Here is a 13690-nt window from a genome sequence, read left to right on the forward strand (position 1 = left end):
GCCGCACGCCACCATAACCAGGGGAATTCCACCATGCGTGCCTGCTTTCTTCGCCAAGCCTGTTCCGTCGCGGCCCTTGCCGCCGCGGCCGCGTTCACGTCGGTCGCCAGCCCGTCGGCGCATGCCGACGAGCTGAACGTCTACAACTGGTCCGACTACATCGCACCCGACACGATCCCGAATTTCCAGAAGCAGACGGGCATCCACGTCAAGTACGACAACTACGACAGCGACGACACGCTGCAGGCGAAGCTGCTGGCGGGCAGCTCGGGCTATGACATCGTCGTGCCGACCTCGAACTACATGGCCAAGCAGATCCAGGCCGGCGTGTACCAGAAGCTCGACAAATCGAAGATCCCGAATCTCGCGAACCTCGACCCGCTGCTGATGAAGATGATCGCGGATGCCGACCCGGGCAACCAGTACGGCGTTCCGTGGGCCTACGGCACGGACGGCATTGGCTACAACGCGCAGGCGGTGAAGAAGGCGCTCGGCGACAAGGCGCCCGTCGACAGCTGGGCACTGGTGTTCGACCCGGCCAACATGGAAAAGCTGAAAAGCTGCGGCGTGTCGTTCCTCGACCAGGCCGTCGACGTGTTCGCCGCGACGCTGCAATACATGGGCAAGGATCCGAACAGCAAGAATCCCGGCGACTACCAGGCTGCATTCGAAGTCCTGAAGAAAGTTCGTCCGTACATCACCCAGTTCAACTCGTCCGGCTACATCAACGACCTCGCGAACAACGACGTGTGCGTCGCGCTCGGCTGGTCGGGCGACATCGGCATCGCGCACCGCCGCTCGTCGGAGGCGAAGCGCTCGTACGACATCAAGTTCGCGAACCCGAAGGAAGGCGGCCTGCTGTGGTTCGACGTGATGGTGATCCCGAAGGACGCGCCGCACCCCGAGGCCGCGCTCAAGTGGATCAACTACGTGTCCGATCCGAAGGTCAACGCGGCGATCACCAACACGGTGTTCTACCCGACCGCGAACAAGGCCGCGCATCAATTCGTCACGCCGGCCGTCGCGCAGGATCCGACCGTCTATCCGCCCGAAGACGTACTGAAGAAGATGGTGCTGATGAAGCCGATGCCGGCCGACATCCTGCGCCTCGAGAACCGTCTGTGGGCGCAGCTGAAAACCGGCCACTGATCGCCATGCATCACGGCGGCGCAGGCATCGCTCCACGCCTCGCCGCCTGAGATACGCGGACCTGCGTCCGCCCGCGCGCACCGCGCGCACTGTTCCATCCGGCATGAGCCGTTGTCCGCGAGTCGCGTTGCGCGCCTCGCGCGGGGACGCTCACGCCCGCAATCCGTGAAGAACGAATGGTGACTCCCATGCAATCGATACCCTCTTCCGCTGCCGCACGCCAGACCCAACCGGCCGCCACGGCCCGCACCAGGAACGACGCCTTCGTACGCATCGAAAACGTCGTGAAGAAGTTCGGCGACAGCACGGCCGTCGACAACGTCAACCTGACGATCGCGAAGAACGAGCTGTTCGCGCTGCTCGGCAGCTCGGGCTGCGGCAAGTCGACGCTCTTGCGCATGCTCGCCGGGCTCGAGACGGCCACCTCCGGCAAGATCTTCGTCGACGGCGAGGACCTTGCGTCGCTGCCGCCGTACCGCCGGCCGGTGAACATGATGTTCCAGTCGTACGCGCTGTTTCCGCACATGTCGGTCGAGTCGAACGTCGCGTTCGGACTCAAGCAGGAAGGCACGCCGAAGAACGAAATCAGGGAACGCGTGGCCGACGCCCTCGCGCTCGTGCAGATGAGCAAGTACGCGAAGCGCAAGCCGCATCAGCTGTCGGGCGGCCAGCAGCAGCGCGTCGCGCTCGCCCGCTCGCTGGTCAAGCGTCCGAAGCTGCTGCTGCTCGACGAGCCGATGTCCGCGCTCGACAAGAAAATCCGCCAGAAGACCCAGCTCGAACTCGTGAACATCATCGAGAAAGTCGACGTGACCTGCGTGATGGTCACGCACGACCAGGAAGAAGCGATGACGATGGCGAGCCGCCTCGCGGTGATGAGCGAAGGCAAGATCGTGCAGATCGGCACGCCGGGCGAAGTGTACGAATACCCGAACAGCCGCTTCTCGGCCGAGTTCATCGGCTCGACGAACCTGTTCGAAGGCCGCGTGGTCGAGGACGAACCCGATCACATCTTCGTCGAAAGCGACGATCTCGAAGCACGGATGTACGTGAGCCACGGCGTGACCGGCCCGCTCGGCATGCCGGTCGGCATCTCGGTGCGCCCGGAGCGCGTGCACGTGTCGCGCGAGAAACCCGGCTCGCATCACAACTGGGCGCGCGGCGTCGTCACCGACATCGCGTACATGGGCGCGTACTCGCTGTACCACGTGCGTCTGCCGAGCGGCAAGACGGTGGTGTCGAACCTGTCGAGCTCGCACCTGATGCACGACAGCGCACCGGCGTGGAACGACGACGTGTTCGTGTCGTGGTCGCCGGCCAGCGGCGTCGTGCTGACGCAGTGAGGGCGACATGATGAGAACTTCCGCTTCCACCCCGTCCGCGCCGGTGCCGACCGGTGCGACCGCCACGACCCAGGCCGCCAAACGCCGCAGCCGCTTCGCCGCGCTGTCGCGCTTCCTGCCGTCGGGCCGCGGCATCGCGATCGGCGTGCCGTTCCTGTGGCTCACGATCTTCTTCGCGCTGCCGTTCGTGCTGGTGTTCAAGATCAGCTTCGCCGACCAGGTGATGGGCATTCCGCCGTACACGTCGCTTGTCGAGATCAAGGACGGCGTCGTGCACTTCGCGCTGCAGCTGTCGCACTACGCGTTCCTGCTGCAGGACGACCTGTACATCGCGACCTACCTCAGCTCGCTGAAGATGGCCGCCGTGTCGACGCTGCTCTGTCTGCTGATCGGTTACCCGATGGCGTACTACATCGCGCGCTCGGAGCCGGGCCGGCGCAACGTACTGATGATGGCCGTGATGTTGCCGTTCTGGACGTCGTTCCTGATCCGCGTGTACGCATGGATCGGCATCCTGAAGGATGACGGCCTGCTGAACCATGCGCTGATCGCGCTGGGCATCATCCACACGCCGCTGCGCCTTTATCACAGCGACGCGGGCGTCTACATCGGGATGGTCTATTCGTACCTGCCGTTCATGGTGATGCCGCTGTATGCGCACCTCGTGAAGATGGACCTGACGCTGCTCGAGGCCGCGTACGACCTGGGCGCCAAGCCGTGGGTCGCGTTCACGCGCATCACGTTGCCGCTGTCGAAGAACGGGATCATCGCCGGCAGCCTGCTGGTGTTCATCCCGGCGGTCGGCGAATACGTGATTCCCGAGCTGCTCGGCGGCGCCGACACGCTGATGATCGGCCGCGTGATGTGGGATGAATTCTTCAACAACATGGACTGGCCGATGGCGTCCGCGGTGACGGTCGCGATGGTGCTGCTGTTGCTGGTGCCGATGGCGCTGTTCCAGTACTACCAGGTCAAGGAACTGGAGGAAGCGAAATGATCAAGCCGAGCAAACCGCTGTCGACGGGCGTTCTCGCCTTCGGCTTCCTGTTCCTGTACATCCCGATCATCAGCCTGGTCGTGTACTCGTTCAACGAGTCGAAGCTGGTGACGGTGTGGTCGGGCTTCTCGCTGAAGTGGTACGCGGCGCTGTTGCAGGACGACGAGCTGCTCACGGCCGCGTGGCTGTCGCTGAAGATCGGCCTGCTGACGGCCACCGCGTCGGTCGCGATCGGCACGTGGGCGGGCTTCGTGCTCGCGCGCTTCGGCCGCTTCAAGGGCTTCACGCTGTACACCGGAATGATCAACGCGCCGCTGGTGATTCCGGAGGTGATCCAGGGGATCTCGCTGCTGCTGCTGTTCGTCGCGCTGGAGCAGATGTTCGGGTGGCCGAAGGGTCGCGGGATGGTGACGATCTGGATCGGCCACGTGATGCTGTGCGTGTCGTACGTGGCGATCATCGTGCAGTCGCGCGTGAAGGAGATGAACAAGTCGCTGGAGGAAGCCGCGCTCGATCTCGGCGCGACGCCGCTGAAGGTGTTCTTCGTGGTGACGCTGCCGCTGATCTCGCAGGCGCTGCTGTCCGGGTGGCTGCTGTCGTTCACGCTGTCGATCGACGACCTGGTGCTGTCGGCGTTCCTGTCGGGGCCGGGCTCGACGACGCTGCCGCTGGTGGTGTTCTCGCGCGTGCGTCTCGGCCTGAATCCGGAGATGAACGCGCTCGCGACGCTGTTCATCACCGCGGTGACGATCGGCGTGATCGTCGTGAACCAGATGATGATCGCGCGCGAACGGCGCCGGGTGGCCGACATGAAGGCGGCGTTCGCGGCGGCCTGACTCCCCTCTTCCCTTTCCATCGATAACAAGACCCGCGCGCCGCGTGATGCGGCGCGCGAACCGATCACACATTGACAGGCGCACGACAAGGAGAATCCGCAATGAAGAAGAAACTGATCTGCCTGCTGGTGGCCGGCGCGTTGCCGGGCATCGCGCTGGCCGACTCGACTTCCGCCGAAATCAAGGCACTGCAGGCGCAGGTCGCCGCGCTGCAGAAGCAGATGAAGGCCATGCAGGCGCAGCTCGCCGCGAAGCCGGGCGGCGCGCCGCTCGCGCAGGCCGGCGCGACGGCTTCCGCGAAGCCGGCAATCGTGGCCGCCGATCCGTCCTCGCCGGACTACGGCCGCGCCCAGGCCACGCTGACCAACGACGAAGTCAGCGAAATGAAGCAGCAGATCGCGAACCAGCAGCTGAAGGTCGACTCGCTGACGGACGCGGCCAACACCGGGCCGCTCGCGGGCCTGTCGGTCACCGGCTACATCGACCCGACCTACATCTACAACCGCGCGGCCGGCACGTCGTCGTTCCTGTTCGCGAACCATGAAAACGCGTACAACTACTTCAACAGCACGTTCGGCGATCTGTACCTCGACATCAAGAAGACCTTCGGCGTCGGCCCGATGGCGCCGTCTGCGGAGATCACGCTGATGCCGAACCGCGGCAACGGCATCACGCTGCTGCAGAACTCGCGCGGCTCGATCACCGACAACCTGCTGAACACGGCGGTCGTCAACGTACCGATCACGGCCGAGACGACGCTGGTCGCCGGCTTGATCCCGAGCTTCGGCGGCTACGAGGTGCAGCAGTCGAACCAGATGCTCACGCTCACGCACAACCTGCTGTACGATTTCTCGGATCCGGGCAGCTACGTCGGCGTCGGCGCGAACTACACGAAGGGCAACTGGGCGTGGAAGTTCTTCCTCGGCAACGAGCAGTACCGCACGTACGGTTCGGTCACGCAGACGGGCACCAATGCGCTCGGCGATCCGATCAGCACCAGCAACAAGGTGCCGACCTTCACGGCACGCGCGGACTACACGTGGTCGAGCGCGCTCGATATCGGCGGGTCGTTCAACATCGGGCGGCAGACGCTGGCGAGCGCGATCGATGCGAACGGCGTCGTCCACTACGGCCCGGGCGGCGCGGCACCGAGCGCCTATGGTTCGTTCTTCTTCGGCGAACTCGACGCGACCTACACGCTCGCCGACGTTCAGTACAACGCCGAAGTCGACTACGGCCGGCAGCAGCATGCGGCGTTCAACGGCGGGCTCGCGCAGTGGTACGGCCTGTCGCTGCTCGCGCACCGCAAGTTCAACGCGCCGGTGGTCGGCCGCATGGGCGTGACGCTGCGCTACGACCTGCTCGCCAACACGAAGAACGGCGGCGGCGGCGGCGGCATCGCGCTGAACGGCAACGGGATGGATCCGAACAACGGCTTCGGCGTCGATGCGGACTGCCTGGCGATGTCGCAGGCCGGCGGCGGCCTGGGCTTCGAGTGCAAGGGCGCGGTGCGCCAGGACGTCGCGCTCGACCTGCTGTTCTATCCGACCCAGCAGATCACCGTGAAGGTCGAATACCGGCACGACTGGGCGAACAACAAGGTGTTCCTGCGCAACGACGGCTCGTACGGCAAGTCCAACGACCTGCTCGCGACGCAGTTCATCTATTCGTTCTGATGCGAGCCGCGCGGGACGCCGTGCCGCGCGCACGGCGTCCCGCATCGTTTCACCCGGCCGGATCGCGATGCGCCGCGCACCGCGATCCGGCCGCCTTCGACGGAGCCAGTTTGATGACGCAGTCTTTCACCCGCCGCGCCGACGCGCTGGCGCGCGACTCGTACTACGAAGCGACCGCCACGCGGCCCGTGGTCGACGACCCCGTGCTGGAGGACGCGATCGACGTCGACGTGTGCGTGATCGGCGCGGGCTTCGCGGGACTCTCGACGGCGCTCGATTGCCGTGCGCGCGGGCTGTCGGTCGCCGTGATCGATGCGCACCGGCCCGGCTGGGGCGCGTCGGGCCGCAATGGCGGCCAGGCAATCACGGGCTTCGCGAAAGACGAGGTGATCGAGCGGCAGCTCGGCGCCGCCGGCGCGCGTGCCGCGTGGTCGCTGTCGCTCGACGGCGTCGCGCTGATCGCCGAGCGGATCGCGCGCCACGGCATCGATTGCGATTTCACGCGCGGCTACCTGACGGTCGCGACGAAGCCGCGCCGCATCGGCGACCTGCGCGCATGGATGGATGCCGCGACGTCGCGCTGGGGCCATCCGTCGCTGTCGTGGCTCGACACCGACGCGATTCGCGCGCGCATCGCGTCGTCCCGCTATCTGGCGGGTGTCTACGATCCGCTGTCGGGCCACCTGCATCCGCTCAAGTATTGCCTCGGCCTCGCGGATGCCGCGCGCCGCGAGGGCGTCGCACTCCATGCGCATACGCCCGCGCTCGAGGTCGTGCGCGGCGCGCGGCCGGTCGTGCGCACGCCGTCGGGCGAAGTGCGCTGCCGCTTCGTCGTGTCGTGCTGCAACGCGGGCCCCGGCGGCATCCTGCCCGCCGCCACCGCCGCGCGCATCGCACCGATCGCGTCGTACATCATCGCGACCGAACCGCTCGGCCGCGCGCGGGCCGACGCGCTGATCGCGCAGCGCGAAGCCGTATGCGACAACAACTTCTTCCTCGACTATTTCCGGTTGTCGGCCGACCATCGCATGCTGTTCGGCGGCCGCGCGAACTCCGCGGGCGCGTCGCCCGACACGCTCGCGGAGACGATCCGTCAGCGCATGGTCGGGGTGTTTCCGCAGCTCGCCGACGTGCGCGTCGACCACGCGTGGGGCGGCTTCGTCGACGTCACGCGCAACCGTGCGCCCGACTTCGGCGCGCTCGATCCGAACTTTTTCTACGTCCAGGGCTTCAGCGGGCACGGCGTCGCGCTGACGGGCATCGCCGGACGTGCGATTGCCGGCGCGATCGCGGGCGACACGCGCGCGTTCGACCTGTTCGCGCAACTGCGCCACCGGCGCTTTCCCGGCGGCGACGCGTGGCGGCAGCCCGCGCTCGAACTCGGGATGCTGTATCACCGCATGCGCGAGCTGTTCTGAACCTCATTCATTCGTTTTCCTGATCATGCAGACATTCGCCAACCAGCCGCACGTCGCGTCGTACTATGCGGCGACCGCCAACGATGCGACCCGCCATGCGCCGCTCGCCGGTGCGACCGACGCCGACGTATGCGTGATCGGCGCGGGCCTCACCGGTTTGTCCGCCGCGCTCAACCTTGCCGAGCGCGGCCATTCGGTGACCGTGCTCGAGGCATCGCGGGTCGGATGGGCGGCGAGCGGGCGCAATGGCGGCCAGCTGATCGGCGGCTTTGCATGCGACATCGATACGTTCGGCAATTTCATGCCGGAAGGCGACGTGAAGCGAATCTGGGACATGGGGCTCGAAACGCTGTCGCTCGTGAAGTCGCGCATCGCACGGCACGACATCGACTGCGCGCTGGCACCCGGCTACCTGACCGCCGCGAATACCGAGCGCGACGCGGACGGGCTCAAGCGCTGGCGCGACGAGGCCGCGAAGCGCTTCGGCTACGATCGCTTCCATTTCGTCGAAGCGGACGAGCTCGGCGACTACGTGCAGTCGGCACGTTATCGCGGCGGCCTGTACGACCCCGACAGCGGCCACCTGCATCCGCTGAACTACACGCTCGGGCTCGCGCGAGCGGCCACCGACGCAGGTGTGCGGATTCACGAGGACAGTTGCGTGACGCGCGTGCGCGACGTGTCGGGCGGCCACATCGTCGAGACTGGCGGCGGGCATGTGCGCGCGCGCTTCGTCGTGCTCGCGTGCAATACGTACGTCGGCACGCTCGCGCCCGCGCTGGCGAAGAAGATCATGCCGGTCGGCACCTACGTGATCGCCACCGAGCCGCTCGGCGAAGCGCGCGCCGCCGCGCTGATGCCTGCGCGCGCGGCGATCTGCGACAGCCGCTTCGTGCTCGACTATTTCCGGCCGGCGCCCGACACGCGGCTCGTGTGGGGCGGCAAGGTCAGCTATTCGACCCGGGAACCGCGCGATCTCGCGGCGGCGATGCGCGCGGACATGCTCAAGACATTCCCGCAGCTCGCGGACGTCAAGGTCGACTACGCATGGGGCGGCTTCGTCGACATCACGATGAACCGCGCGCCGCACTTCGGGCGCGTCGCGCCGACGATGTATTTCGCGCAGGGTTTCTCGGGGCACGGCGTGAACACGACCGCGCTCGCGGGCAAGCTGATCGCCGAGGCGATCGACGGACAGGCGAGCCGCTTCGACCTGTTCGGCAAGATCAGGCATCGCGACTTTCCCGGTGGCGCGACGCTGCGCACGCCGGCGCTGGTGCTTGCGATGAGCTGGTACCGGCTGCTCGACGCGTTCGGTGTGCATTGAGCAACGGCACACGCGGACGAACGAGCGATGCAAAACGGCCGCGCATGAACTGACCCCACGAAGTTGGACGGTTAAAATCTAAGCGGCCAAGGGCTGAGTCCTGTATTGCACGGGACTCAGCCCATTTAATTTCAGCTTGATGCGTTCGTGGTTGTAGTAGTGAATGTAGCGGCTCAACGCATCTCGCAACTGCTCCACGTTCGCAAAGCGCGCCAGCCGATAGCACTCGGATTTCAGCGTGCCGAAGAAGCTCTCCATGGCTGCGTTATCAAGGCAGTTGCCTCTGCGCGACATGCTCTGGGTGAGCGCATGCTGCTTCAACAACCGACGGTAGGCGGGCATCTGATACTGCCAGCCTTGATCCGAATGCAGTAACGGCCGTCCTTCATCATCGAGCTTGGCCACCGCCTTCTTCAACATGCCGCTGACCAACTCGAAGCTCGGGCGCTCATCCATTTGGTAAGCGACGATCTCCCCGTTGTACAAGTCCATCACCGGCGACAGATAGAGCTTTGGGCCCCCTACATTGAATTCGGTCACGTCGGTCACCCACTTCTGATTCGGGCGTTCAGCATCAAACTGCCGCCGCAGTAGATTTGGGGCAACGCGGCCGACTTCGCCTCGCCAGGAACGATATCTCTTCGGGCGTACCAGAGATTTCAACTGCAGTTGTCCCATCAACCGCTGCACGGTCTTGTGATTGATCGCGTGTCCCGCTTGCCGGATCACTGTCGTGATTCGCCGATAGCCGTAACGGCCCTTGTGGTGGTCGTACACGCTCCGGATCTTCACTTTGAGATCCGCATACCGATCGCCAGCATCCAATACCTTGAGTTGGTAATAGAACGTGCTGCGTGCCAGACCTGCCGCCTTCAGTAACGCGGCTACCGGATGGCATTGCCTAAGCTCACGTATTATTTGCGTTTTTTCCTGGGCGCTGTCTGCTTCTTTGATTGCAGCAGCGCATCGAGCTTTTTTAGGTATGCCACCTCCGCTCGCAAATACACGATTTCCTTGAGCAGTTCCTCGCGGCTCGGCTCTTTCTGCACGGTATCGTCGAGGGATTTCGGTGGTGGTGAGGTGGTCATTTTCGGGGGGCTGACCTGCTCCCCGCGTTTAGTACGGTGACGGTGTAGAGTCCGTTCCAGAGAGGAACGGCAATGAAAAAGCGATTCACCGAAGAACAGATCATCGGTATCTTGAAGGAAGCCGAGGCTGGCCTGAAGCCGGCGGAGCTGTGTCGCAAGTACGGCATCTCGGAAGCGACCTACTACAACTGGAAAGCGAAGTTCGGCGGGATGACGGTCTCCGAAGCGCAGCGCCTGAAGGAACTGGAGCAGGAGAATAGTAAGCTCAAGCGTCTGTTGGCCGAATCGATGCTCGACAACGCCGCGCTGAAGGACTTGCTGGCTCGAAAGTAGCAAGCCCGCAGGCCAAGCGCGAAGCGGTCCGGATATTGATGACCGAACGTGCCATGGGTGTTACCCGGGCCTGCGGGCTGGTAGGGATTTCGCGCTCTCTGTTCTATTACGAATCACGCCGCCGAGTTGACGACGAAGTGCTGACTGGCCGGATGATGGCCATCGCCGCGCAGAAGCGCCGCTACGGCTATCGCCGGATTCACGTGCTGTTGCAGCGGGATGGCTACTTCGTCAATCACAAGCGTATCTGGCGCCTGTACACCAAGGCGGGACTGAGTGTGCGCAAGCGGCGACGCAAGCGTATTGCGGCTGTCGAGCGCACGCCGCTACCGTTACCAACAGGCCCGAATCAGAGCTGGTCGATGGACTTCGTTTCTGACGGGCTGGCCTATGGTCGGCGGTTTCGATGCCTGAACGTGGTCGACGACTACACGCGCGAGTGCTTGGCCATCGAGGTCGATACTTCATTGCCGGGCCTACGCGTTCAGCAAGTGCTCGAGCGGCTCAAGGAGATGCGAGGCTTACCCGCATCCATCACGGTCGACAACGGGCCGGAGTTCGCTGGTAAGGTGCTGGATGCATGGGCCTACGAAGCCGGTGTCACGCTGTCGTTCATCAGGCCTGGCAAGCCGGTGGAGAATGCCTATATCGAGAGCTTCAACGGTCGCTTCCGCGACGAATGCCTGAACGAGCACTGGTTCGTCTCAATGCGCCACGCCAAGCGGCTGATTGAGGAATGGCGTATCGAGTACAACACCGAGCGGCCTCATAGTTCGCTCGGCTATCTGACGCCTGCGCAGTTCGCCCGGGCGCACGACGCGAAGCAGCAGTTTTTAACTTCGGACTCTAACTGCAGTTCGGACTAAAACCGGGGGCAGGTCAGGGCGCCCTCGGCGACGAGGCGCCAACGCATCTATACCGCCCTCATGATACAGACGCTCCCAGATCGGGATGCTTCGTTCATTGCGGATGCCGAATAGCGCTGCCACCTGCGCATACGACAGCTCATCGCGCCGCATCCGCTGAAGGACTGACAACTTGAATCGCGCGTCGTAGTGGCTGTGCTTCTTGCTCAGTCCGTCTTCGCCATGCTCGCGATAGCTCGCCACCCAACGTCGCACCATCGTCCTGCCCACTCCGTAACGGTGAGCAAGTGTCTTGGTGCCGGCCTCTCCAGCCAGGTACGCCTGAACCACTCGACGCCGAAAACGTTCGTCGTACTTCGTCATGAAAAACACCCCAAAGGTTGGATCTAGTCCAACTTTTGGGCTGCAGTTCAGCATGCGCGGCCGTTTCATCGAGTCCCGCAGCTTCGGCAGGGCGGACCGTCGAGCATCCTGCCGGCCCCGCCGAAGCAAACGCAGGCAGCGGTCAGTCGGTTCCGTACTTCGGTGAGCGCGGCCCGTACAGCAGCCCGTTCGGCGGCCCGGCGGACAGCAGCCTGCTGCTGGTCAAACCGGCCACGTCGTGTGCTTCGTCCGTCAACGAATGCGCGATCTGCTTGACGGCCGCCTGCACCAGCATCCCGACGACCCCGAACGCGTTGACGCTCATGTTGTTGCCGACTTCCTTGCCCGTCGCGCGGCCCTCGCCCTGCCACAGCACGTCGCCGGTCTTCAGGTCGACGAGCTTCGCCGACGCCGCGACGATTGTCGTGCTGTCCACTACCTGATAGACGGAGCCGTATTGCGTGACTTTCGCGTAGAGCGCGGCGTCCGCGCCGAAGATCTCGCGCAGCTTCGCCGGCGACGTGCCCTGGATCTCCGCGGCGTTGGTGAGGCCGTTTTGCTTGAACGTCTCGTCCATCACTGCGACCGGCACCACGTAGTAGCCCGACTCGGCCAGCGGCTGCGTCATCTGCGAGAGCACGCCGTAGGTCGCGCCGACATCCGTCGTCTCGTTGAGCGGCGGCAGCACGAGGATGGAGCGCGGCTGGCTTTTCTTGAAAGCCGTGTAGTCGGGACGTTTGACGGGCTGCGCGCACGCGCTCAGCAGCGCGACGATCGACAGCACGGACAGCAGCTTGAATGAAAGTGTCTTGATCATGGCGGGCACGTCACTGTTTGGCGGGAGTCGGATCGGCGCTCTTCTGGCCGGCGATCGTCTGGCCGGCGGCCGACGCGTTCGCGGGCTTCGTGCCGCCGGCTTTCTTCTTCAGCAGGAAATCCATGTACTGCGCGGATTCCGGAAAGAGCGCCTTCTCGGCCTCGAATTCCTGCCCGGCCTGCTGTTCGCTGCCGACGCTCGCGTAGAGCATCCCGAGGTGCGCGTGGAAGCCGGGCGGCGGCTTGTTGCCCTTCGCGCGAATGTCCTGCAGCGCCTTCTCGAGCGCGTCGATCTGCTGCTGCGGCGACTCCTGGCCCTTGAAGTATTCGTACACCTGCAGCTGGTAGCCGTTCCATTGATAGAGCGGCGGCGTGGTCGGCGCCGCACAGCCCGCGAGCAGCATGGCGGCTGCCGTGGCCGGCAGCCAGATTCCCCGTTTCATGGTCTTGTCTCTTCTGGTTGATGAATGATTCGTCGCGCCGTGCGGCGCACGGTGCTTACTGCGCCGCCTTCAGCGTGCCGGCGTCGACCTGGTCGACGAGGTGGTTCACGGCTTCCTGGATCGCGAGGTCCAGCACCTTGCCGTTGAGCGTCGAGTCGTAACCGGCCGTGCCGCCGAAGCCGATCACTTCCCGGTTCGACAGGCTGAACTCACCCGCACCCTGGCTCGACGCGACGACTTCCGACGTCGTCGTGTCGACGATGTTCAGGTTGACCTTCGCATACGCGACCTGCGTCTTGCCGCGACCGAGAATGCCGAACAGCTGGTGATCGCCGACGTCCTTGCGGCCGAACTCGGTCACGTCGCCGGTGACGACGTAATTCGCGCCCTTCACCGCCTGCGCCTTCTTCATGAAGCCGGCTTCCTGCTTGATCTCGTCGAGGTTCTCGCGATCGAGCACGTTGAAGCGGCGGCTCTGCTGCAGGCGCGTGACGAGGATCGTCTTCGCCTGTCCGCCGAGGCGGTCGATGCCGTCCGAGAAGATGCCGCGCATGTAGCTCGAGCGGTTATCGAACTTGCCGACCGCGATCGCGACGGGCTTGCCCGCATACGGCTTCTGCGCGCTGCTCACGGCCGGCACGTCGAGCGTGCGCGACGATTCGGTCGCGCAGCCGGACAGCGCCGCGACGAGCGCCGCCGCCACGAGAACGGTGCGTCGTGTCTGAATGTTCACTGCTGGTCTCCTTGCGTGAAAAGATTGCCCGGAACGGGCAAGCCGGCTCGTTGACGAGCCGACGGTCGATGCGGTGATCGAAACGGTTGGGGCATGCGCGGCCTCACTGCCCGGATGGCGATGGAGATGACGGCATGCGAAGGGAAAGTGCGCGCAACGGACGTGCTGCGGCAAGACGCGAACGCGCGGCGCATGGATCGACAACCTTGCGTGCGCCGGCTACTCCGTGATTCTGCTTGCTGCGCTGTTGATCGCGCATGATCGGCCCCGTATATGATTTTGGCCGATCATACCAAGCCTGA

The 13690-nt window shown here is 64.6% G+C and carries 11 protein-coding genes and 2 pseudogenes; 8 read left to right on the plus strand and 5 right to left on the minus strand.

Annotated features, from left to right (window positions below; all coding sequences use genetic code 11):
* Nucleotides 1-33 precede the first annotated feature (33 nt).
* The 7 genes from WI26_RS14455 to WI26_RS14485 all read left to right on the plus strand — a co-directional run bounded on the left by WI26_RS14455 (nt 34) and on the right by WI26_RS14485 (nt 8746).
* Entirely contained in the window at nt 34-1149 is a 1116-nt protein-coding gene (locus WI26_RS14455; protein ID WP_059468540.1) for a polyamine ABC transporter substrate-binding protein, read from the plus strand.
* A gap of 188 nt (nt 1150-1337) precedes the next feature.
* Nucleotides 1338-2492 carry an ABC transporter ATP-binding protein gene (locus tag WI26_RS14460; RefSeq protein WP_059468541.1) on the plus strand — a complete coding sequence of 385 codons (1155 nt, stop codon included), beginning with the start codon at nt 1338-1340 and terminating at the stop codon, nt 2490-2492.
* Between the two features lie 10 nt (nt 2493-2502).
* The gene (locus WI26_RS14465) at nt 2503-3489 is read left to right on the plus strand and encodes an ABC transporter permease subunit (RefSeq protein WP_059593519.1); all 987 of its coding nucleotides are present in this window, start codon (nt 2503-2505) and stop codon (nt 3487-3489) included.
* The gene (locus tag WI26_RS14470; RefSeq protein ID WP_059448516.1) at nt 3486-4325 is read left to right on the plus strand and encodes an ABC transporter permease subunit; all 840 of its coding nucleotides are present in this window, start codon (nt 3486-3488) and stop codon (nt 4323-4325) included. The genes WI26_RS14465 and WI26_RS14470 overlap by 4 nt, the downstream gene beginning before the upstream one ends.
* Before the next feature lie 101 nt (nt 4326-4426).
* Nucleotides 4427-6001 carry a DUF3138 family protein gene (locus WI26_RS14475; protein ID WP_059541338.1) on the plus strand — a complete coding sequence of 525 codons (1575 nt, stop codon included), beginning with the start codon at nt 4427-4429 and terminating at the stop codon, nt 5999-6001.
* A 113-nt stretch (nt 6002-6114) separates the two neighbouring features.
* Nucleotides 6115-7419 (plus strand): NAD(P)/FAD-dependent oxidoreductase, encoded by a 1305-nt coding sequence (locus WI26_RS14480; RefSeq protein WP_069226430.1) that lies wholly within the window; start codon nt 6115-6117, stop codon nt 7417-7419.
* A gap of 25 nt (nt 7420-7444) precedes the next feature.
* Nucleotides 7445-8746: an NAD(P)/FAD-dependent oxidoreductase gene (locus tag WI26_RS14485; RefSeq protein ID WP_069226248.1), complete on the plus strand. Its 1302-nt coding sequence runs from the start codon at nt 7445-7447 to the stop codon at nt 8744-8746.
* 78 nt (nt 8747-8824) lie between these two features.
* On the opposite strand, the pseudogene WI26_RS14490 reads toward WI26_RS14485, so the two are convergent.
* A pseudogene (locus WI26_RS14490) lies at nt 8825-9843 on the minus strand (IS3 family transposase); the annotation flags it as partial.
* Nucleotides 9844-9906: 63 nt separating this feature from the next.
* Between WI26_RS14490 and WI26_RS31270 the strand changes: the two are divergent.
* Nucleotides 9907-11033, plus strand: a protein-coding gene (locus WI26_RS31270) for an IS3 family transposase (RefSeq protein ID WP_155768721.1) whose coding sequence is annotated in 2 segments (ribosomal slippage) — nt 9907-10147 and nt 10147-11033 — 1128 coding nt in all. Because the reading frame shifts where the segments join, the coding sequence is not laid out codon by codon here.
* A gap of 15 nt (nt 11034-11048) precedes the next feature.
* Here WI26_RS31270 and WI26_RS31275 read toward each other — a convergent pair.
* The 4 genes and pseudogenes from WI26_RS31275 to WI26_RS14520 all read right to left on the minus strand — a co-directional run.
* A pseudogene (locus tag WI26_RS31275) lies at nt 11049-11396 on the minus strand (transposase); the annotation flags it as partial.
* Nucleotides 11397-11538: 142 nt separating this feature from the next.
* Nucleotides 11539-12213: a DUF799 domain-containing protein gene (locus tag WI26_RS14510; RefSeq protein WP_059468544.1), complete on the minus strand. Its 675-nt coding sequence runs from the start codon at nt 12211-12213 to the stop codon at nt 11539-11541.
* Between the two features lie 10 nt (nt 12214-12223).
* Nucleotides 12224-12655, minus strand: a complete 432-nt coding sequence (locus WI26_RS14515) for a DUF4810 domain-containing protein (RefSeq protein WP_069226249.1) — start codon at nt 12653-12655, stop codon at nt 12224-12226.
* Nucleotides 12656-12710: 55 nt separating this feature from the next.
* The gene (locus WI26_RS14520) at nt 12711-13382 is read right to left on the minus strand and encodes a CsgG/HfaB family protein (protein ID WP_196480711.1); all 672 of its coding nucleotides are present in this window, start codon (nt 13380-13382) and stop codon (nt 12711-12713) included.
* Between the last annotated feature and the right edge of the window lie 308 nt (nt 13383-13690).

The sequence above is a fragment of the Burkholderia diffusa genome, from assembly GCF_001718315.1.
GTDB classification, from domain to species: Bacteria; Pseudomonadota; Gammaproteobacteria; order Burkholderiales; family Burkholderiaceae; genus Burkholderia; species Burkholderia diffusa_B.

What these genes read in the sequence shown, in the direction of transcription:
- WI26_RS14480 (WP_069226430.1), top strand. Translation starts at nt 6,115, where the DNA reads ATGACGCAGTCTTTCACCCGCCGCGCCGACGCGCTGGCGCGCGACTCG.
- WI26_RS14470 (WP_059448516.1), top strand. Translation starts at nt 3,486, where the DNA reads ATGATCAAGCCGAGCAAACCGCTGTCGACGGGCGTTCTCGCCTTCGGC.
- WI26_RS14515 (WP_069226249.1), bottom strand. Translation starts at nt 12,655, where the DNA reads ATGAAACGGGGAATCTGGCTGCCGGCCACGGCAGCCGCCATGCTGCTC.
- WI26_RS14510 (WP_059468544.1), bottom strand. Translation starts at nt 12,213, where the DNA reads ATGATCAAGACACTTTCATTCAAGCTGCTGTCCGTGCTGTCGATCGTC.
- WI26_RS14455 (WP_059468540.1), top strand. Translation starts at nt 34, where the DNA reads ATGCGTGCCTGCTTTCTTCGCCAAGCCTGTTCCGTCGCGGCCCTTGCC.
- WI26_RS14485 (WP_069226248.1), top strand. Translation starts at nt 7,445, where the DNA reads ATGCAGACATTCGCCAACCAGCCGCACGTCGCGTCGTACTATGCGGCG.
- WI26_RS14465 (WP_059593519.1), top strand. Translation starts at nt 2,503, where the DNA reads ATGAGAACTTCCGCTTCCACCCCGTCCGCGCCGGTGCCGACCGGTGCG.
- WI26_RS14475 (WP_059541338.1), top strand. Translation starts at nt 4,427, where the DNA reads ATGAAGAAGAAACTGATCTGCCTGCTGGTGGCCGGCGCGTTGCCGGGC.
- WI26_RS14460 (WP_059468541.1), top strand. Translation starts at nt 1,338, where the DNA reads ATGCAATCGATACCCTCTTCCGCTGCCGCACGCCAGACCCAACCGGCC.